Origin of the sequence: Peribacillus sp. B-H-3, from assembly GCF_048572925.1 — a bacterium.
In the GTDB taxonomy this organism is placed as follows: domain Bacteria; phylum Bacillota; class Bacilli; order Bacillales; family DSM-1321; genus Peribacillus.
This window is the reverse complement of the sequence record NZ_CP183879.1, coordinates 3094661-3112465: the sequence shown is the minus strand read 5'-3', so window position 1 is coordinate 3112465 and position 17805 is coordinate 3094661. Positions and strand designations below refer to the sequence as shown.

Annotated in this window: 20 protein-coding genes; 14 read left to right on the top strand and 6 right to left on the bottom strand. The window is 40.3% G+C overall.

Features of this window, described 5'->3' with window-relative positions:
- Positions 1 to 31: 31 nt before the first annotated feature.
- Together ACN6MY_RS15480 and ACN6MY_RS15475 are read right to left on the bottom strand one after the other, a co-directional pair.
- Complete coding sequence (locus ACN6MY_RS15480) at positions 32 to 2014, bottom strand: S9 family peptidase (protein WP_419880997.1); 1983 nt, start codon at positions 2012 to 2014, stop codon at positions 32 to 34.
- 143 nt (positions 2015 to 2157) lie between these two features.
- Complete coding sequence (locus tag ACN6MY_RS15475) at positions 2158 to 2481, bottom strand: YckD family protein (protein WP_419880996.1); 324 nt, start codon at positions 2479 to 2481, stop codon at positions 2158 to 2160.
- 178 nt (positions 2482 to 2659) lie between these two features.
- Here ACN6MY_RS15475 and ACN6MY_RS15470 point away from each other — a divergent pair, with 178 nt between their 5' ends.
- The gene (locus ACN6MY_RS15470; RefSeq protein WP_419880995.1) at positions 2660 to 2809 is read left to right on the top strand and encodes a lmo0937 family membrane protein; all 150 of its coding nucleotides are present in this window, start codon (positions 2660 to 2662) and stop codon (positions 2807 to 2809) included.
- Between the two features lie 42 nt (positions 2810 to 2851).
- Here the strand turns inward: ACN6MY_RS15470 and ACN6MY_RS15465 are convergent, their stop codons facing one another.
- Both ACN6MY_RS15465 and ACN6MY_RS15460 read right to left on the bottom strand, forming a co-directional pair.
- Positions 2852 to 3772: an NAD(P)/FAD-dependent oxidoreductase gene (locus ACN6MY_RS15465; protein ID WP_419884183.1), complete on the bottom strand. Its 921-nt coding sequence runs from the start codon at positions 3770 to 3772 to the stop codon at positions 2852 to 2854.
- 248 nt (positions 3773 to 4020) lie between these two features.
- Positions 4021 to 4305 carry a winged helix-turn-helix transcriptional regulator gene (locus ACN6MY_RS15460; RefSeq protein WP_419884182.1) on the bottom strand — a complete coding sequence of 95 codons (285 nt, stop codon included), beginning with the start codon at positions 4303 to 4305 and terminating at the stop codon, positions 4021 to 4023.
- A 261-nt stretch (positions 4306 to 4566) separates the two neighbouring features.
- On the opposite strand from ACN6MY_RS15460, the gene ACN6MY_RS15455 reads away from it, so the two are divergent.
- From ACN6MY_RS15455 to ACN6MY_RS15430, 6 genes are all read left to right on the top strand, one after another.
- Entirely contained in the window at positions 4567 to 5418 is an 852-nt protein-coding gene (locus ACN6MY_RS15455) for a VOC family protein (RefSeq protein WP_419880994.1), read from the top strand.
- A gap of 88 nt (positions 5419 to 5506) precedes the next feature.
- Positions 5507 to 6142, top strand: coding sequence for an FMN-dependent NADH-azoreductase (locus ACN6MY_RS15450; protein ID WP_419880993.1), 636 nt, complete (start codon positions 5507 to 5509; stop codon positions 6140 to 6142).
- Positions 6143 to 6268: 126 nt separating this feature from the next.
- A complete protein-coding gene (locus tag ACN6MY_RS15445) occupies positions 6269 to 6547 on the top strand; it encodes a hypothetical protein (protein ID WP_419880992.1) in 279 nt (92 codons plus the stop codon).
- A 198-nt stretch (positions 6548 to 6745) separates the two neighbouring features.
- Positions 6746 to 8857 carry a YhgE/Pip family protein gene (locus ACN6MY_RS15440; RefSeq protein ID WP_419880991.1) on the top strand — a complete coding sequence of 704 codons (2112 nt, stop codon included), beginning with the start codon at positions 6746 to 6748 and terminating at the stop codon, positions 8855 to 8857.
- A gap of 239 nt (positions 8858 to 9096) precedes the next feature.
- Entirely contained in the window at positions 9097 to 9222 is a 126-nt protein-coding gene (locus tag ACN6MY_RS15435; RefSeq protein WP_256213149.1) for a hypothetical protein, read from the top strand.
- A 17-nt stretch (positions 9223 to 9239) separates the two neighbouring features.
- Positions 9240 to 10178, top strand: coding sequence for a magnesium transporter CorA family protein (locus ACN6MY_RS15430; protein ID WP_419880990.1), 939 nt, complete (start codon positions 9240 to 9242; stop codon positions 10176 to 10178).
- 379 nt (positions 10179 to 10557) lie between these two features.
- Here ACN6MY_RS15430 and ACN6MY_RS15425 read toward each other — a convergent pair whose 3' ends face one another.
- Entirely contained in the window at positions 10558 to 10689 is a 132-nt protein-coding gene (locus ACN6MY_RS15425) for a YuzL family protein (RefSeq protein WP_419880989.1), read from the bottom strand.
- Positions 10690 to 10784: 95 nt separating this feature from the next.
- Between ACN6MY_RS15425 and ACN6MY_RS15420 the strand changes: the two genes are divergently transcribed.
- Positions 10785 to 11030, top strand: coding sequence for a YkuS family protein (locus ACN6MY_RS15420; protein ID WP_419880988.1), 246 nt, complete (start codon positions 10785 to 10787; stop codon positions 11028 to 11030).
- Between the two features lie 75 nt (positions 11031 to 11105).
- On the opposite strand, the gene ACN6MY_RS15415 is transcribed toward ACN6MY_RS15420, so the two are convergent.
- Complete coding sequence (locus tag ACN6MY_RS15415) at positions 11106 to 11558, bottom strand: OsmC family protein (protein ID WP_419880987.1); 453 nt, start codon at positions 11556 to 11558, stop codon at positions 11106 to 11108.
- Between the two features lie 190 nt (positions 11559 to 11748).
- On the opposite strand from ACN6MY_RS15415, the gene ACN6MY_RS15410 reads away from it, so the two are divergent.
- From ACN6MY_RS15410 to ACN6MY_RS15385, 6 genes are all read left to right on the top strand, one after another.
- Positions 11749 to 12717 (top strand): ABC transporter ATP-binding protein, encoded by a 969-nt coding sequence (locus tag ACN6MY_RS15410; protein ID WP_419880986.1) that lies wholly within the window; start codon positions 11749 to 11751, stop codon positions 12715 to 12717.
- Positions 12714 to 14231, top strand: coding sequence for an ABC transporter permease/substrate-binding protein (locus tag ACN6MY_RS15405; protein WP_419880985.1), 1518 nt, complete (start codon positions 12714 to 12716; stop codon positions 14229 to 14231). The genes ACN6MY_RS15410 and ACN6MY_RS15405 overlap by 4 nt, the downstream gene beginning before the upstream one ends.
- Positions 14232 to 14435: 204 nt before the next feature.
- Entirely contained in the window at positions 14436 to 15413 is a 978-nt protein-coding gene (locus ACN6MY_RS15400; protein WP_419880984.1) for a ring-cleaving dioxygenase, read from the top strand.
- 44 nt (positions 15414 to 15457) lie between these two features.
- Positions 15458 to 16075, top strand: a complete 618-nt coding sequence (locus ACN6MY_RS15395) for an alpha/beta hydrolase (RefSeq protein ID WP_419880983.1) — start codon at positions 15458 to 15460, stop codon at positions 16073 to 16075.
- Between the two features lie 237 nt (positions 16076 to 16312).
- On the top strand, positions 16313 to 16924 hold the full coding sequence (locus tag ACN6MY_RS15390; RefSeq protein ID WP_419880982.1) for a flavin reductase family protein: 612 nt from the start codon (positions 16313 to 16315) through the stop codon (positions 16922 to 16924).
- Between the two features lie 95 nt (positions 16925 to 17019).
- Positions 17020 to 17805 carry an MBL fold metallo-hydrolase gene (locus ACN6MY_RS15385; RefSeq protein WP_419880981.1) on the top strand — a complete coding sequence of 262 codons (786 nt, stop codon included), beginning with the start codon at positions 17020 to 17022 and terminating at the stop codon, positions 17803 to 17805.

The window sequence follows — 17805 nt, the reverse complement described above, 5'->3', positions numbered from 1 at the left end:
AGGGCAGAGAGTTTTCTGCCCTTTTTGGTTTTTAGAGATATTTTTTGAACCAGTCCCGAATTTGCTGTACATGCTGCAGCTTCATTTTTGGAGCACCGCTTCTGGATACTTCATGTGTCTGATCAGGGAATGATACCAGTACTGCTTCTTTCTTTTGCCGTTTGAGTGCAACGTAAAATTGCTCGGATTGCTCAATCGGGCACCGGAAATCCTTTTCTCCGTGCAGCAATAGCAAAGGGGTTGTTACATTTTTAGCATATTTAAGAGGCGAGTGATGCCACAATTTTTCAGGATCATCAAGTATATTCCCGCCGACTTCCCACTCTGTAAAGTAATAGCCGATATCGCTCACACCGTAAAAACTCAGCCAATTGGATATGCAGCGCTGGGTGACAGCTGCTTTGAAACGGTCAGTATGGCCAACAATCCAGTTCGTCATAAAGCCTCCATAGCTGCCTCCAGTCACACCAAGCCTCTCCGGATCAATGAAGTCATATGTTGAGAGTGCATAATCCACTGCAGCCATTAAGTCTTCATAATCCATCCCGCCATAATCGCCGCGGACTGCATTAACGAATTCCTGCCCATATCCATGGCTTCCGCGCGGATTCGCGAAAAGTACGGTATAACCTTCTGTGACAAGCGACTGAAACTCATGGAAATAGCTATTTGCATACATAGCATGCGGGCCTCCATGTATCTCAAGAACCAGCGGATATTTCTGCCCATTCTGAAAATTAACTGGCTTCATAATCCATCCATGAATATCAAGACCGTCAGCTGACTGAAATACAATAGGTTCTGCCTTTGAAAGGAAGCGATCCTTCAGCAATTGCTCATTAACGAAGGTAATCTGTTCTTTTTCACCAGTGGAAAGATTATAGGTAAATAAATCTCCCGGCTGTTCAGGCAGAGAGATGGCCACTGCTGCATGGTGTGTTTCAGGGTTGATGGATAAACCATATACATGCTGAGAATCAAGGATGGAAGGATACATGGCTCCTCCAATCGTTCCATAATATACGCCTGTGTTTCCATGGTCGCTTATTAAGAAGTAGAAGCCCGCACTGTCTTTGGTCCATAACAATCCAGGGTCTGTCGAGCCTATCTGAAAATCGCCAATTGCCGCATCCCCGACTTCTACATCCCATCCAGCGGTTAAGCAGGATAAGGATTTATCTTCTGTATTATAAATCCAAATTTTGGCCAGTGTTGCGCCTCTATACTCCGCTTCATGCCCTGTCATAATAAGATAGTGGCCATCAGGAGACCATTTGGCGCCGTAAAAAACACCTCTGCTGTTTGTTATATTTTCCTTCTCCTTTGTTGAGATTTCCAAGATGAATACATCAGAAATATATCGATAATCGCTGTCTTCCGCTTCATCTGTATGATAAACCACTTTTGAGCCATCAGGAGACCAGCCGCTTGGATGATAATCCCTGTTTCCTTCTGTAAGGAGCTGGAATTCTTTTGTTCGGACATTCACAATCACAAGCTGCTGAAATACCTGGTTTAAGTAGCCTTTTCCATCAGCTTTGTATTTAATGGAATGATATATTAAACCTTCGCTTCGTTCATCCTTGTTTTCTTTTTCATGTGCCGATTCAAGTGATTCACTCGGTTTTAATCCGCAGCCAGTAAGGAGAAGGGCAGAGTCAGGAGACCATATCGGGGAGGTCGCACCGTATGGGAAATCTGTCAGCTGCTTTGCTTCACCGCCATAAGTACTCATAAGATAAATCTGATTTTTGCCTGTCCGGTTGGATAGAAAAGCAAGGCTTTGCCCATCCGGAGACCAGCGGGGAGAAGAGTGCCTGAAATTACCGAAAGTCCATTGAACCGTATTTCTAGACAAAAGGCTATAAACAAACAGATTGGAAAGATATTTATCTGTTTTTTCATCAATACTTGTCTGTACATAGGCAATAAGACTTCCATCAGGAGAAAGCTGTGGATCTGTTACCGATTTTAACTGATATAAATCTTCTGCTGTGATACCTTTTTTGTTCATCCAATTCATCTCCTAATAACTCTTTATCGTTACTATTTCGACAGCAGAAATATCAATACCTTTTTTAATGGGGGTTTTTCTGAATGCAAGCCAGAAATACAATAGATTAACATAAAAAAACCAGCCATAAAGGCTGGTATAAGTTAATGGTTATGGTGGCGGTGTCCGTAGTGTCCGGGCATTTTATATCCATTTTCCTTCAGCATATTATAATGCTCCTCAAAACGCTGAATGATTTTATCTCCTTGTTCCTTAGACATCATGCCATATTCGACATATTTCATAATCAATTCCTTCTTCTTGGCTAGAATATCTTCGTGGATGGAAGATAATTCACTCTTTTGTTTGTCTGTTAGCTGCACTTTCTCTGCTTTTGCTGCTGGCTGTTCATTTGCAAACACTTCGGAAGCAGAAGAAAGTGTAAACATCGAAATCACAAGCAGCAGAATCAAGGCTGTTTTTTTCATTAAGATAAGCTCCTTCCAATTAACCCTTTAAATAGGTTTTTCTTATTTTGTTCTTATAAAAAAAAATTATGTAGCTTAACCATTTGCCTTATAAAAATTTTTAAAATAATTGTTTTTAATTTCAAAAGAGAGGGTAATTTATAAATAGGTTACATACAAACTGAAAGGAAGATCTCATATGCTTTGGACAATAATAGGTATTTTAATTATTTTATGGATACTGGGAATGGTTTTTCATTTAGCAGCAGGATTTATTCACATTTTGCTAATCATTGCAATTATCCTGATTATTGTGAATGTTATCAAAGGCCGGTCAAGCAGGACCTGAATGACCAAAAAGGAAGCTGATATGATTCAGCTTCCTTTTTGGTTATTCCTCTATTCTTTTTTCTCCCATCAGCCGTTTATGAATCCATATGGCTGCCTGTGATCCATCACCCATGGAAATGGTTACCTGTTCGGAATGTGCTATTAAATCACCGCCAGACCAAATCCCGGTAACACTTGTTTCCTTCGTTCTGGGGTTCGTTGCGATATGCTGGCTTTCATTGAGCTGTACGCCTGCCTGAATAGCCAGTTCGTTATTCATCTTGTTGCCGCTAAAGCCTGTAAACCCTCTTTCAGCAAGTATCGTCTCACCGTCCTCAAGTGTTACTCCATTAAAGTTTTCTTCATCATCAATGAGTACTTTGGCGATTTTTTTCCAAATAATAGGGATGCCATTTTTTTTCAGTTTTATTTCAAGACCATCATCCATTTGCTTTTGATCGTGATTGATAAAAACGATGTCACCCGTAAAATACGTTAAGGTAAGTGCAGCTTCTGCCCCGGTATTTCCTCCGCCTAATACTAGCGTTTTTTTGTCGGCCACTTCATATCCGTCGCAATCTGGACATACATAGACTGAACGCCCAAGACAGGGACTTAGATTTTCAAGCTGGGGAAGGCGGTCAACAAGGCCGGTGGCAAGAAAAACGGTTTTGGTTTGGAAAGTGCCCAGATGTTCGGCAATGACTGTAAAATAATCCTTATGAGTTTCCAATTTTATGGCTTTGTCTTTTATAAATTCTACACCGTATTTTTCTGCGTGCCTTTTTCCAAGCTCGCGTAGTTCGTTCCCGCTGACCCCATCCGGCCAGCCTAATATATTATGATACCCTCTGCATATGCTGGAACGGCCATGGCCGGAATCAATGACAAGAATATTATGCTTATATCTGCCGAGCTGTATAGCAGCCTGCAGACCGGCTATACCTCCGCCAATGATTATGCAATCGTAATTTTTCAAAATTTCACCGCCTATAAATTTAATTGTTTGGCAACATCTAAACAAAATATACCACCCAAGGTCTTTGCATAAACTTTCGAAGATGCGGGTTAACTGCAGGATCAAAAGGGAAAGGTAAGTGTGTAGAGGAGACAGACAAGGAGATTAACTGACGCGGGGCGGGTTTTATGAAAATAAAAAAAGCAAAGCAAAAAGGAGACGCTGCGTATTGTCTCCTTTCAAGAATGTTATATTAAAACATGAAGCCATGATTATGATTCATCCTCAAGTGTAATCCATTGCTGTGACCATTTCTCGATTTCACGGATGATAGGCTCAATGGCAATGCCTTTTTCCGTTAAAGAATATTCGATCCGGACAGGAGTTTCAGGAAATACTTCCCGCTTTACAATGCCTTCCTGCTCCAGGTCCTTAAGCCGTTCAGATAAGATTCTGCCGCTGATTGGAAATGAAGATTCAATATTGCAGAATCTTTGAGGCCCCTGCAAAAGCTGGCTGATGATCATTCCCGACCACCGTTTGCTGATTATTTGCATGCCTTTTTCAAATCGCGGACATATAGAAGCTATGTTCACATGTATCACCTCTTGAATAATAGTATACCCTATTTAGTGAAAAAGTAACAATACAACTAATTAAAACAAACTTACTTGACGGAATGAAAAGAAAATAATATACTAACTTACATAAAGTAACCTATTTATTGCGAGTCAGCAGATTGCTTTATGTTAAAAGGGTTTTTATTCCAATGGTAAAAATGCAAAAAAGGTGGAAAATAAATAGCAGGGGGAGATAACATGGAATTTCATGACAACCGTCACACCCGGGCAGGACATGTGCATCTTGCTGTAAAAGACCTTCAAAACCTTAAACACTTTTACAAAGAAGTAATTGGCCTGAACATTTTATCGGAAAATGAAAAGGCAGTATATTTTACAGCGGATGGAAGGGTTCCTCTTGTTATTCTTGAAGAAAAGAGGGGGGCAAGTCCCGCAGATAGCAGGGCGGCCGGTTTATACCATTTTGCCCTCCTGCTGCCGGCGCGCCGTGACTTAGCCTCAGTAATGAGACATTTGTCTGAATTCGGATATCCCCTGCGAGGCGCATCTGACCATCAATTTAGTGAAGCTCTTTATTTAGATGATCCCGAAGGCAATCAAATTGAAATATATTGTGACCGGCCGAAAGAAGAATGGGATTGGCAGGACGGAGAGCTTCCATTTGTCAGTGATCCGCTTGATGCGGGAGGTATTTTAAACGAAGGCCAAAATCAAAAATGGTCAGGGCTTCCAAATCAGACGGTTTTAGGTCATATCCACCTTTTTGTAAATGATTTAAATCTGGCAAAAGATTTTTATTGCGATGGATTAGGGTTTGATATTACTATTCCATTCCGTAATAATGCCCTGTTTGTTTCCAGTGGGGGATATCATCATCACATCGGGCTAAATACTTGGAAGGGCCATGAAGCGCCCGCCCCGGATCCGGAAAGCTTAGGCATGCAATGGTATTCCATTATTTTTGCCAAAAGCGAGGAAAGAGAGTCTGCAATCAGCAGGCTTAACCTTGCCGGCCATGAAGTATGGAACGAACATGGAATGCCTTTTACTAGGGATCCTTCTGGAAATGTTATAAAGCTTCTTGTCTGATTCAGGCAAAATCCTAGGTTTATTTCTGCTTTAAGCAGTAAAATAAAAAAGTCTTTTAAGACAAATAATGAAAAGGTAGGTATTCAACATGTCAACTGTTTTATACATCACTGCACACCCTCATGATGAAACAACATCATTCAGCCTTGCTGCGGGTAAATCTTTTGTAGATTCATACCGTGAATCAAATCCTAACGATGAAGTGGTTCATTTGGATCTTTATAAAATGAATATTCCTCATATCGACGCTGATGTTTTCAGCGGATGGGGCAAGCTTCGTTCTGGCTCACAATTTGACCAGCTTTCAAGCGAAGAGCAGGCTAAAGTAGGCCGCCTTGCTGAATTGACTGATCAATTTGTTGCAGCTGATAAATACGTTTTTGTCACACCATTATGGAATTTTTCTTTCCCTCCAGTTATGAAGGCATATCTTGATTCAATTTGTACTGCAGGAAAAACATTCAAATATACCGAGCAAGGTCCAGTAGGGCTTCTTGGAGACAAAAAAGCACTTCATATCCAGGCTCGAGGCGGAGTTTATTCCGAAGGTCCTGCAGCTGATCTTGAAATGGGACACAGATACATTCAAGTTATCATGAACTTCTTCGGTATCCCTTCATTTGAAGGTCTATTTATCGAAGGACATAACCAATTCCCTGACCGTGCTGAAGCAATTAAGCAAGAAGGAATTGAAAAAGCGAAACAATTAGGAAAAACATTTTAATAAGAAAAAACCGCACTGGGGCTCTGCTCCGTGCGGTTTTTTCTATAGGGAGAATTTATTCATGGTTTGTATAAACGCAATAAAGGGTACAAAAAAATATATTGCATTTTAAGGAGGAAGGTAAGGATGGCAGCAGCTAAAAGAGTTGGACCCTATGTGTGGCTTGGAGTCGGAATTGCCGGTGTTTCTCTCTTATCGTCTAAAAGCAGCAGGGATAAAGCTGTAGGCTTTTATAATGGTATAAAAGATAAGGCCGTAAGTCTTTGGTCCCGGCAGCAGCCGCCCGTCCCCGATGCATTGGAAAAGTCTGGACATCCCGATCCCTATGACACAGACGATAATAAGATGGTCGATGAAGGCGCCATGTACAGTGTAAATTATTATAATGAAAAGGTTCACCATTAACAAATTTATACTTTACAAAAACGTCTGCATGTCAGGACGTTTTTTTTAAAAAAAATCGTTCCTGTAGTTCATTGCCTCATGAATAGAATGTAAAGGGCCGTTTTTCCGCTGCATGCAAAAGCACTGCTGAAATAATGTATTATACAACATTTCTAAACAAAGAATAGCATCATACTGCCAGGCAGGTGATGTTAAGTTATGTTATGGAGAATTTTTAAAGATGATATAAAAAGTGTGTATGTAAATTGGGCAGCGTTAATCGTAACCATGGGTGTTTTAGTGCTGCCATCTCTTTATGCATGGTTCAATATTGAATCTTCATGGGATCCCTACAGCAATACCAAAGGAATTGCTATAGGTGTTGCGAATAATGACAGAGGCGCTAATTTAAATGGAAAGCATATCGACTTGGGTGAAAAAGTGGTTCAATCTTTAAAAAAGAACCGTACACTCGGCTGGCAATTCACCAGTGAAAAGGATGCTAAAAGCAGAACGGAAAAAGGGGAATTCTATGCTTGTATTATCATTCCTTCAAATTTTTCCAGCCGTATGACCAGCGTATTGACAGATGTACCAGATAAACCAGTCATACAGTATTATGTTAATGAAAAAATAAATGCCGTCGCCCCGAAGATAACTTCTAAGGGAGCTAGCGGGATTGCAGAACAGGTGAGCAGGGAATTTGACAGAACCGCAAGCTCTATATTACTCAGTGTATTTAATGATTTAGGTAATGAGCTGAAGCGGGATCTCCCAATAATACAGCATGTGAAACAAATGATATTTTGGCTGGAAGGCGAGCTTCCGCTTATTAAGTATGCGGCTTCGATTGCTGAAAATGATGCTGTTAAAGCTCAGCAAATTATCCATACAGTTTCTGCGGGGCTTGAAGAGCTTTCGGGAATCAATCTAACTGGGGTAAATCTGCATCAAGCAGCGACAGACTATCTGGGTACTGTAAAGCTAGCTGTTGACCTTATCAAACCGCAGTTTAAAGAGAGTTTAAAAATATTATCTGCGAACTCAGCCGGCTTGGGTAGTAAATACGGTAAAATGCAGGATCAGTCTGTTTCATCTGAAGATAAACAAGAAATTATTCAATCAGCTAAATCTTTAATCGAAGCTCAAATTAACCAGATATCCGCAATGAAAAATATACTGGAACAGTTGAATAGCAGGCAGGGCGGGCAAAATCTATCTCCTTTTATCAGCAGATTGGATTCCATGATCAGCAATTACCGTAATCAGGCACAGTTGCTGGCGGCGCCGGAAGCTGGCGAAGCAAACGAGTTAAAAAGGCTGGAAATTCAAAATGGGCAAATGCTATTTAGCCTGATAAGTGATTTCGAGAAGGCTCTTTCACCTGAAATTACAATAGCCGTCAAGAATGCAAAAATACATGCAGATCGGTTAAGGAAAACGATTGATAAACAGCTCAGATCCATTCCGGAAACTCAAGATCTTCTCCGTACATCCAACAAGGCAGCTGCAAAGAGCCTTAAAGATATAAAACAATTTCAAATGCAGCTCCCATCTATTGAGCAGAACGTAAGGAAAATGGCAAATAGAATCAGGGAGTTTGAAAAAAATAATGATGTGAACCAAATCATTGGCCTTTTAATCAACGATGTTAAGAAGGAAAGCGACTTTTTTGCACAGCCAGTTTTGCTTAAGGAACATAAAATGTTTCCTATACCCAATTACGGCTCTGCCATGACACCTTTTTATACTACACTGTCACTATGGGTTGGAGGCTTGCTGCTTGTGTCTATTATGGCTGTAGATGCGGAGGTGCCAGGAGTAAAGCAATATCAGCTATATTTAGGGCGTTTCATGACTTTTTGGATGTTGGGGCTTGTACAATCACTAATCGTGACATCAGGAAATATTCTATTCCTTAATGTATATGCCAGTGATCCGTGGCTGTTTATATTGTCTGGAATGATCATTAGCACCGTATTTGTGCTTATTGTCTATACGCTCGTTTCTCTTTTTGGAAATATTGGAAAGGCACTCAGTGTTATCTTGCTTGTTCTCCAAATTTCAGGTTCAGGTGGAACCTTTCCTATACAAGTAACACCTGTATTCTTTCAGAAAATAAATCCCTTTTTGCCGTTTACTTATGCGATTGGCTTAATGAGGGAAGCGGTTGGAGGCAGTGTATGGAGTACAGTTTTCATGGATTGTGCAATACTAATCCTCATTTTTTTCATGTTTGCGGCTGCAGGGGCGCTTTTAAAGAAACCCCTTCAAAAACTGGGCCAGTCGTTTAAAAGAAAGCTCAAAAAATCGAGGTTGATTGAACATTAATTTCTAGAAAGCCTGTTGCTGGTGAATGCTGCCAGAAACAGGTTTTGGCCTTAACTGGATCATCGTCTGCATTTGGCACTAATTAGGAAAGAAACAGCATAGGTGTATAAGCAAACATTTAGAACTTTTAAATTTTAAAAAATAAAAAACTCTTTATTGTACTTTGAAAAGTTAGGGATTAAGATGGATAAGTGGATTGTATTTAATAAAGTCTAAAAAATAAAAAGGAGTTGATACATTTGAGTAGTAGTTCATATGATCCTGAACCCAGTCAGCACGAGGAAGCCAATATTATCTTGGTTATGCATGATGTGATAGCTACAGGAGTATCAGCTCTTAAAAAGGTAGAATTGCTTCCTCATTAGAAGAGGAGGTTAATAAAATGATTGAAATTTATAAAACAGATGAATCTAGAAATCTTGAAAAAGTAAACGAAATTACTAAAGGCTGCTGGGTGAACATGGTTGCACCATCAGAAGCAGAAATTCAGAAGATTTGCCTGGAGCTCCAATTGCCGCTGGACTTCTTTAAAGATCCTCTTGATGATGAAGAACGCCCAAGAATCGAAAAGGAAGACAAAGATATTCTGATCATAGTCGATTATCCTTATATTACTCATGATGAATCAGGATTTCCTATATATGAGACAATTCCAATTGGTATGATTTTCACTAAGGATTGTTTCATAACCATTTCATTAAAAGATACCCCTGTTTTAAGCAATTTTAAAAATAACAAAATCAAAACTTTTTATACACATAAAAAAACCAGGTTTGCCCTTCAAATCCTATTTGAAATATCCCTTTATTATCTGCGTTACCTCAAACAAATCAACAAAAAAACAAATGATGCAGAACGTGAGCTTCATCAATCCATGAAGAATAAGGAACTGTATACTTTCCTGGCACTTGAGAAAAGCCTTGTTTATTTCACAACATCCTTAAAGTCCAATAAAGTCGTACTTGATAAAATCCTGCGTTTTAATTATCTGACAATGTATGAAGAAGATAAAGAATTGCTTGAGGATGTTATTATTGAAAATACCCAGGCCATTGAAATGGCAGAGGTTTATACATCAATCCTGAGCGGAATGATGGACGCTTTTGCATCAATTATTTCTAATAACGTGAATATAGCCATGAAATTCCTTACTTCGATTACAATCATCCTTACGCTTCCAACCATGGTGGCAAGCTTTTATGGTATGAATGTCGGGCTTCCATTTGCGCACAGCCCATATTCCTTCATATTCACACTGCTCCTTTCCGTAGGTTTGGCAGGAGGAACGGCCTTCATATTCTGGAAAAAGAAATATTTCTAATTTAAATCCGGCTTAAATATGTAAAGCCTCACTTATTCCATATCTTTGGAATGAGTGAGGCTTTTTATATCTTCATCAACTTTTCAGTATTCTGGTCTGGTTCGTGCATGTGCTTTGGCTTTATTTTCGCATAAAAATAAGGAGGGATTTTCTACTTGTGAAGGCCTTCGATGAGGGAAAGATAAGGATAGAAAAGGAGGGGGACTATGGACAAAAATGATAAAATTTCAGCAGATAGCCTGTCAGATGACATCATAGATCTAATCAATTCGGCTTATAATGATGAAGGCAGTTCTCAGCAGGACAGCGATAAAAATGATTAACCAGCATTAAATTAAACCTTGAAAGCCCAGTGAAGAGAATCAATGGGCTTTCAATATTAAGATTTTTTTTGCTTTTTCCGTGAAGAAGGTTTTGATATGCCTGTTTCGTGATTCGTGGTGCCTTGTCCCTCAGGCTGTGATGAACCGAGACCAGCTCTAGATGGGTCTTGCTTTGTTTTATGATTCATGTTTTCACCTCCAGAACTTACTTTTCCATTTTGCTTTTCATTGTATACATATACTGTGACCAAATGGAAAGATTACAAAAGAGGAGGTGTTTTATTTGGCTAAAATTGGAGTTGAGCAATCCTTAGCTAATGTACAGCAGGCATTAGTTGAAAAAGGATATGATGTTGTGGCGCTTAATCAGGAATCCGATGCACAAGGCTGTGATTTTTGTGTTGTTACTGGCCTGGATTCGAACGTGATGGGCATGCAGGATACATCTATAAAAGGATCAGTGATAGATGCAAACGGACTATCTGCAGATGAAGTGTGTGAACAGATTCAGCAAAAAATGCAGTACTAACTAACAATGATTTTGAAGCACTGAAGCTGGATAGGGAAATCCGAATTGTCATTCGCATTTGGATTTCCCCTGGCTTCATTTTTTTGCTGAAGCGATTATAGGATCCACTGCTATTTTGACATTTCCTCTGACTGCCCTTGAAATCATACATGATTCTTCAGCTTTCTCAATAAGCCTTACCGCTTTTTCAACATCTATGTCAGAAGTCCCGGCCATCAATACAAGGTTAGGGCGGTGAATGATTTTTTTATATGTAAACACACCATTTGTGACATCCACAATTCCTTCAGACTCCATCGTAAGGCTTTCCTTCTCGATTTTGCTTCTCTCAAGCATGGCTGCAAGTGTAATGATGTAACAGGTTGCCGCCGCGCCCAGCAGCATTTCATCAGGATTGGTGCCCTCGCCGGGTCCATCCATTTCAGGAGGAATCGATATCTCGGTTCGGAGATTTCCTGCCTGAATGCTTCCTGTGCCGTTTCTTAGTCCGGGCCAGCTGGCCTTTAAGTGAAAATGATGCTCTGCCATTTATATTCCTCCCAAGATTTACTTCATTAATAGTGTAAAACAAATAGCATTAAAAGTATTCCGATTTGCTTTTAGAGTGGTTTAAGCTGCAAACTGTAATAGAAGGTTTGACAGGAGAGAAAAAAGGGTTATGTGTAAAGAAGGGTTTAACAATAAGTATGCAATAAAATAGTGGGAAAGGAGAAAAAGAATGATACGCTTTGAGAATGTGATAAAGCATTACCGTGATGGAGATTATGCTGTCAAAAATCTGCACATGGAAATAAAGGAAGGGGAGCTTTTTGTAATCATTGGCCCGAGCGGAAGCGGAAAGACCACTACGCTGAAGATGATAAATAGGCTGATGGAGGCTTCCTCAGGAACCATTACAATTAACCAGAAAGAGATTTCAAATTACAATATTCATGAGCTGCGATGGAATATCGGTTATGTTCTTCAGCAGATTGCCCTCTTTCCACATATGACAATTGCAGAAAACATAGCAGTTGTGCCAGAAATGAAGAAATGGGGGAAAGAAAAAATATCTTCACGCATAGATGAACTGCTGGATATGGTTGGACTTGACCACAATACATATAAAAATCGAAAACCATCCGAATTGTCAGGAGGAGAGCAGCAGCGGGTCGGAGTGATCCGTGCATTAGCTGCTGATCCTGAAATTCTTCTCATGGACGAACCCTTCAGTGCTCTTGATCCCATAAGCAGGGAAAAACTGCAAAGTGATATCCTAAAGCTTCAGAAAAAAATCAAAAAGACCATCGTTTTTGTTACCCATGATATCGATGAGGCAGTAAAAATGGGTGACCGGATTTGTTTAATGAAAGACGGAGAAGCAGTTCAGATCGATACACCGCAGAATTTAATCAGCCATCCAGTCAATTCATTTGTCCGGGAATTTACCGGAAGAAGAGAACAAAAAGAAGAATCATTAAATAAACCCATTGCTGATTTTTTGCATATTTTAACCGATGAAACTGAAATCGGCGGAAGTATTGCTTCCATTACGTCCTCTTCTTCACTCAGTGACCTGATCGGTTTGCTGGCGCATGAAGAAAAACTGGCGGTAGTTGAGGATGGGCGGGTCATTGGCATTGCGGCGAGACAGCGCGTACTCCAATATATGTCAGGTCAGCTGGCATCGAAGGGAGAAAAAGGATGAATACATTTACTCAAGTGCTTCATGACAGAAAAGGCGAATTGCTTCAAGCAATCCTTGAACATATTCAAATTTCATTCATTGCACTTCTGATCAGCATCATCATATCCATTCCGCTTGGCGTATATCTTACACGGAAAGAAAAACTGGCAGAATCCATTATTGGTGTTACGGCGGTGCTGCAGACCATTCCATCTCTGGCTCTTTTGGGATTGCTGATACCTTTATTTGGAATAGGAAAGGTGCCGGCCATCATAGCCCTCGTAGTATACGCTTTATTGCCGATTATCCGAAATACATATACAGGTATCAAAGAAGTGAATCCTGCGCTTATTGAAGCGGCTGATGCCATGGGAATGAATACAGCAAGAAGGCTTGTGAAGGTAGAACTCCCTCTTGCAATGCCAGTCATTATGGCAGGAGTAAGGACAGCCATGGTTTTAATCATCGGTACGGCTACACTGGCAGCCCTGATTGGAGCGGGAGGTCTTGGTGATTTAATCTTGCTCGGGATCGACAGGAATAATACTTCTCTGATTATATTGGGCGCTGTTCCTGCTGCAATCTTGGCCATTTTATTTGACAGGGTCCTCCGTATTTTCGAGAGAATTTCTTTTAAGAAATCTGCTTCCATTATTAGTGCAGCATTTGCGGCTGCCATTCTCTTATTGATCATCCCGTCAATCACAGAAAATAAAAATGACTCCATTAGCATAGCGGGAAAATTGGGATCTGAGCCGGAAATTTTAATTAATATGTATAAGCTTTTGATCGAGAAGGATACAGATCTTGAGGTAAACCTAAAACCGGGACTGGGAAAAACTCCTTTTGTGTTCAATGCGCTTAAAACTGGGAACGCTGATATTTATCCGGAATTCACTGGAACGGCAATTTCTACTTTCCTGAAAGAAACGGCAGTAAGTACAAACAGCAAAGAGGTGTATGATCAGGCAAGAGAGGGCATGGAGAAAAAATACAGCATGGAATTCCTTAAGCCTATGTCCTATAACAATACGTATGCATTAGCTGTGCCTGAAAGCTTTGCGAAAAAATACAATCTTACCAAAATCTCTGATCTTGGGGCAATCCAGGATAAAGTAAAAGCCGGTTTTACTTTGGAATTCAAGGACAGGGACGACGGATACAAAGGAATTAAAAAACTATATAAGGTGGATTTTCCGGAAGTGAAAACCATGGAGCCTAAGCTTAGGTACCAGGCTGTCAAATCCGGGGACATCAATTTAGTTGATGCTTATTCAACTGACAGTGAGCTCCAGCAATACAGGCTTAAGGTCCTGGAAGATGACAAACATCTGTTTCCTCCCTACCAGGGTGCTCCGCTCATGAAAAAAAGTCTTGCTGAACAATATCCCGGCATAAAAAAAGCATTGAACAAGCTTTCCGGAAAAATATCAGATGATGATATGCGTGCGATGAACTATCAAGTTAATGTGGAAAATAAAAGTGCATCACAAGTAGCCAAGACATACCTGAAAAGCCATGGGCTTCTGAAATAATAAAAAAACTTTAGCCGAAAATCCTTGCAATGTAAGCCTCTCTTCTTTCGTTTGAACAGAAGAGAGGGCTTATTTAATATTGATAATTAAATATGTTTGACAGACTCAACATAATCAATTATCTTTAAATCAAGATATTTTTATTGAAAGTAATTTTGATGGATAAATACAGGAAGTATTTAAATAAGAAGGAGCTGTGTGAATATGGAATTAAAGGGAATTCACCATGTTTCAGCCATAACAGCAAATGCTGCCGGGAATTTTGAGTTTTACACAAAAACCTTGGGAATGAGATTAATAAAGAAAACTGTAAATCAGGATGATGTTAGTGTGTACCATTTATTTTATGGTGATGAAATTGGTACGCCTGGAACAGAATTGACATTTTTTGAGCTGCCGCGTGCAGCACGGACACATGAAGGAAATAACAGCATTTCTGAAATATCCCTGCGGACTGCTAGTGATGCAGCACTTGAGTATTGGAAAAAACGATTTCAGGAAGAAAATGTTGAACACGGGGAAATCGAAATCCGTTATAACCGTAAAGCTTTGCCTTTCAGGGATTTTGAAGGCCAAAGACTTGTTTTGATATCAGAAGAAAATGAGAATGGGGAAAGTGGAACACCTTGGAAAAACAGTCCTGTTCCCGCTGAATTCAGCATTCTGGGCTTGGGGCCAGTTTCTCTAACAGTTCCTGAGCTGGAACCGACACATAAGGTTTTGACAGATTTGCTCGGATTTCGCAGAGAGGGCAGCTATCTTTCCAAAAATCATGGTCAGAGCGAAATCATTGTCTATGCAGCGGGAAAAGGCGGCCCTGGAACAGAAATTCACTTGGAAGAGAGAAAGGACCTGCAAAGAGAACGCCTAGGAAGAGGGGGCGTCCATCATGTTGCCTTTCGGACAGCTGACCAAGCCGAACTGCAGGAATGGATAAAAAAAATAGAGAATACAAAATTCATCAATTCAGGTCTAGTGGACCGATATTATTTCAAATCCCTGTATTTCAGGGAGCCTAATGGAATTTTATTCGAACTGGCTACAGACGGGCCCGGGTTTACTGCAGATGAAGATCTTAGCCAGCTTGGCGAATCGCTTGCACTGCCTCCGTTCCTTGAACCGCGGCGCAGTGAAATAGAAGGAAAACTCAAGCCTTTGGAAACAAAAGTGAAGAAACAGTAATTCATTTTTTAAAAGATGTTCTTAAGATACGAGGAGGATATAAAATGAAACATATTTTTCAAAAGGCAAGTTCAGCTGATGCACCAGTTTTGCTTTTATTGCATGGAACAGGCGGAACCGAAACAGATTTGCTGCCGCTGGCACAAATGATATCGCCAGAATCCTCTGTTCTTAGTGTTAGGGGAAATGTGCTGGAAAATGGCATGCCCCGCTTTTTCAAAAGACTTTCTGAAGGAATATTTGATGAAGAAGATTTGATTTTCAGGACAAGTGAGCTTCAGGAATTCCTACTTGAATCAGCAAAAAAATATGGATTTAATCAAAGTAATATTGTAGCTGTAGGATATTCGAACGGAGCCAACATTGCGGCAAGTCTTTTATTCCACTATAAAAACGCCTTAAAAGGTGCTATTCTTCATCACCCGATGGTTCCAAGAAGAGGAATTGATCTGCCGTCGATGAAAGATTTGCCTGTATTTATCGGAGCAGGAAGCAACGATCCCATTTGTCCGCGGGCTGAAACAGAGGATTTGTCAGCACTTCTGGAAAATGCAGGTGCAAAGGTCCAGGTGCAGTGGGAAAACTATGGACACCAGCTGACAAGGAGCGAGGCGGAGGCAGCAGCGAAATGGTTCAAGGATACTTTTCTGCTGAAATTATAAGAAATGATTGGTTTGCCCGAAGTGAATCTAAGGGTATGTTAAAGAGTGCTTTAACGATTACTTAGTAAAAGTACATGACAGGTGCGAATTTTGCTCTACACTTGGGGGAAGCTGTAAAGGAGAGAGTCTTCTGAAGCCAGGCTTTGATACTCGGCCGGACACTCCCTGGAGCCTGTTGTTCTGAAGCTGTAATCAGCAGGCTAACAAAGCCCACTATTAACTAAAGAGGTGCAGCCCATGATCGCCATTGATCCAGAAAAAATCAGCACTAAGGAGAATTATAAATTTCTTATTGGAAGCATTATACCGAGGCCCATTGCTTTGGTCACTACCCAATCGCATGATGGAATACTTAATATCGGTCCCTTCAGCTATTTTAATATTGTTGCTGCGGATCCTCCAATGGTGTCTGTGTCTGTGCAGCGGAAAAGTGGCATATGCAAGGACACTGCCAGAAATGCCATGGAAACAAAGGAATTTGTCATTCATATTATCGATGAAGATATCGTTTCAGATGCGAATGAAACGGCAGCAGAGCTTCCTGCTGGAGAAAGTGAGCTTACACGGACACATTTTTCCCTTGCAGAAAGCGATGTGGTCAAAGTTCCATCATTAAAGGAACCAAAGATTCGTTTTGAATGTGTGCTTGAACAGGCAGTACCTCTTGGCGGACATGAAGAGGCGCCTGCTTGTGACCTGCTGATCGGAAAAATTGTCCGTTATCATATTGCTGACGATCTTTATCAAGACGGAAAGATACATGCAGAGAAATTAAAGCCGGTCAGCAGGCTGGCCGGAAATTTTTACTCTAAGCTTGGTGAAATATTTGAGATAGCACGGCCAGAATAAGGACTTAGACCGCATCATTTATTTGGAAATGATGCGGTTTTATCTGACATTACACTTCTTGATGAATTAAGATGAAATAAAAGGAGGGTATTTTCATGATTATTTTTCAAAATGAACATACAACTGTATTTCAAAGTGCATTATACCAAACTGTCTCTGTATTCATTGAAACAGATCAAGCTGTATTTCTGACTGATCCTGCATGGCTTCCCGCTGAAGTGGAAGAGATAAGAAAGTTTGTTCATGAAAGAAGAAAAGGAAGGGCGCTATATATCATTTTTACACATAGCGACTTTGATCATATTATTGGATATAAAGCCTTTGAAGATGCCATCATTATTGCTTCGCAGGAATTTGCAGATAGGCCGGACAAAGAAGCTCCCCTAAAGCAAATTCAGGAATTCGACACCAAAAATTATATAACAAGAAATTATGAAATCACTTATCCTGAAGTGGACATCATGATACATAAAGATTCACAAAGTCTCGACATTGGTGAAGCATCACTCACTTTCTATAAAGCACCAGGGCATACACGGGATGGATTATTTACAATCGTAGAGCCTTACGGAATATTCATCGCAGGCGACTATTTATCTGACGCGGAATTCCCGTTTGTAGAAAGCGACTATGAGGAATACATAAAAACAATGATGAAAGCAAAAACCCTATTGGAAGAAAATGAAATCAGCCTGCTTGTGCCAGGCCACGGGACACCTGAAACCTTAAAACAGAAAATGCTGAACCGTGTCAGGGACTCGCATGAATATCTATTGGCCTTGAAAAGTGGAGGGCCTGATGTAGAAGAGCTATCAAAAACATATAAGTTCTTTGATGGGTTGAGGGGTATACATGAACATAATCTGAAGATGGCAAAGTAA

Excerpts from the sequence above, each read along its gene's own strand:
- ACN6MY_RS15395 (WP_419880983.1), top strand. The coding sequence starts at position 15,458 with ATGAAACATATTTTTCAAAAGGCAAGTTCAGCTGATGCACCAGTTTTG.
- ACN6MY_RS15390 (WP_419880982.1), top strand. The coding sequence starts at position 16,313 with ATGATCGCCATTGATCCAGAAAAAATCAGCACTAAGGAGAATTATAAA.
- ACN6MY_RS15480 (WP_419880997.1), bottom strand. The coding sequence starts at position 2,014 with ATGAACAAAAAAGGTATCACAGCAGAAGATTTATATCAGTTAAAATCG.
- ACN6MY_RS15455 (WP_419880994.1), top strand. The coding sequence starts at position 4,567 with ATGGAATTTCATGACAACCGTCACACCCGGGCAGGACATGTGCATCTT.
- ACN6MY_RS15405 (WP_419880985.1), top strand. The coding sequence starts at position 12,714 with ATGAATACATTTACTCAAGTGCTTCATGACAGAAAAGGCGAATTGCTT.
- ACN6MY_RS15430 (WP_419880990.1), top strand. The coding sequence starts at position 9,240 with ATGATTGAAATTTATAAAACAGATGAATCTAGAAATCTTGAAAAAGTA.
- ACN6MY_RS15400 (WP_419880984.1), top strand. The coding sequence starts at position 14,436 with ATGGAATTAAAGGGAATTCACCATGTTTCAGCCATAACAGCAAATGCT.
- ACN6MY_RS15425 (WP_419880989.1), bottom strand. The coding sequence starts at position 10,689 with ATGAATCATAAAACAAAGCAAGACCCATCTAGAGCTGGTCTCGGTTCA.
- ACN6MY_RS15450 (WP_419880993.1), top strand. The coding sequence starts at position 5,507 with ATGTCAACTGTTTTATACATCACTGCACACCCTCATGATGAAACAACA.
- ACN6MY_RS15410 (WP_419880986.1), top strand. The coding sequence starts at position 11,749 with ATGATACGCTTTGAGAATGTGATAAAGCATTACCGTGATGGAGATTAT.
- ACN6MY_RS15440 (WP_419880991.1), top strand. The coding sequence starts at position 6,746 with ATGTTATGGAGAATTTTTAAAGATGATATAAAAAGTGTGTATGTAAAT.
- ACN6MY_RS15415 (WP_419880987.1), bottom strand. The coding sequence starts at position 11,558 with ATGGCAGAGCATCATTTTCACTTAAAGGCCAGCTGGCCCGGACTAAGA.
- ACN6MY_RS15445 (WP_419880992.1), top strand. The coding sequence starts at position 6,269 with ATGGCAGCAGCTAAAAGAGTTGGACCCTATGTGTGGCTTGGAGTCGGA.
- ACN6MY_RS15460 (WP_419884182.1), bottom strand. The coding sequence starts at position 4,305 with ATGCAAATAATCAGCAAACGGTGGTCGGGAATGATCATCAGCCAGCTT.
- ACN6MY_RS15475 (WP_419880996.1), bottom strand. The coding sequence starts at position 2,481 with ATGAAAAAAACAGCCTTGATTCTGCTGCTTGTGATTTCGATGTTTACA.
- ACN6MY_RS15470 (WP_419880995.1), top strand. The coding sequence starts at position 2,660 with ATGCTTTGGACAATAATAGGTATTTTAATTATTTTATGGATACTGGGA.
- ACN6MY_RS15385 (WP_419880981.1), top strand. The coding sequence starts at position 17,020 with ATGATTATTTTTCAAAATGAACATACAACTGTATTTCAAAGTGCATTA.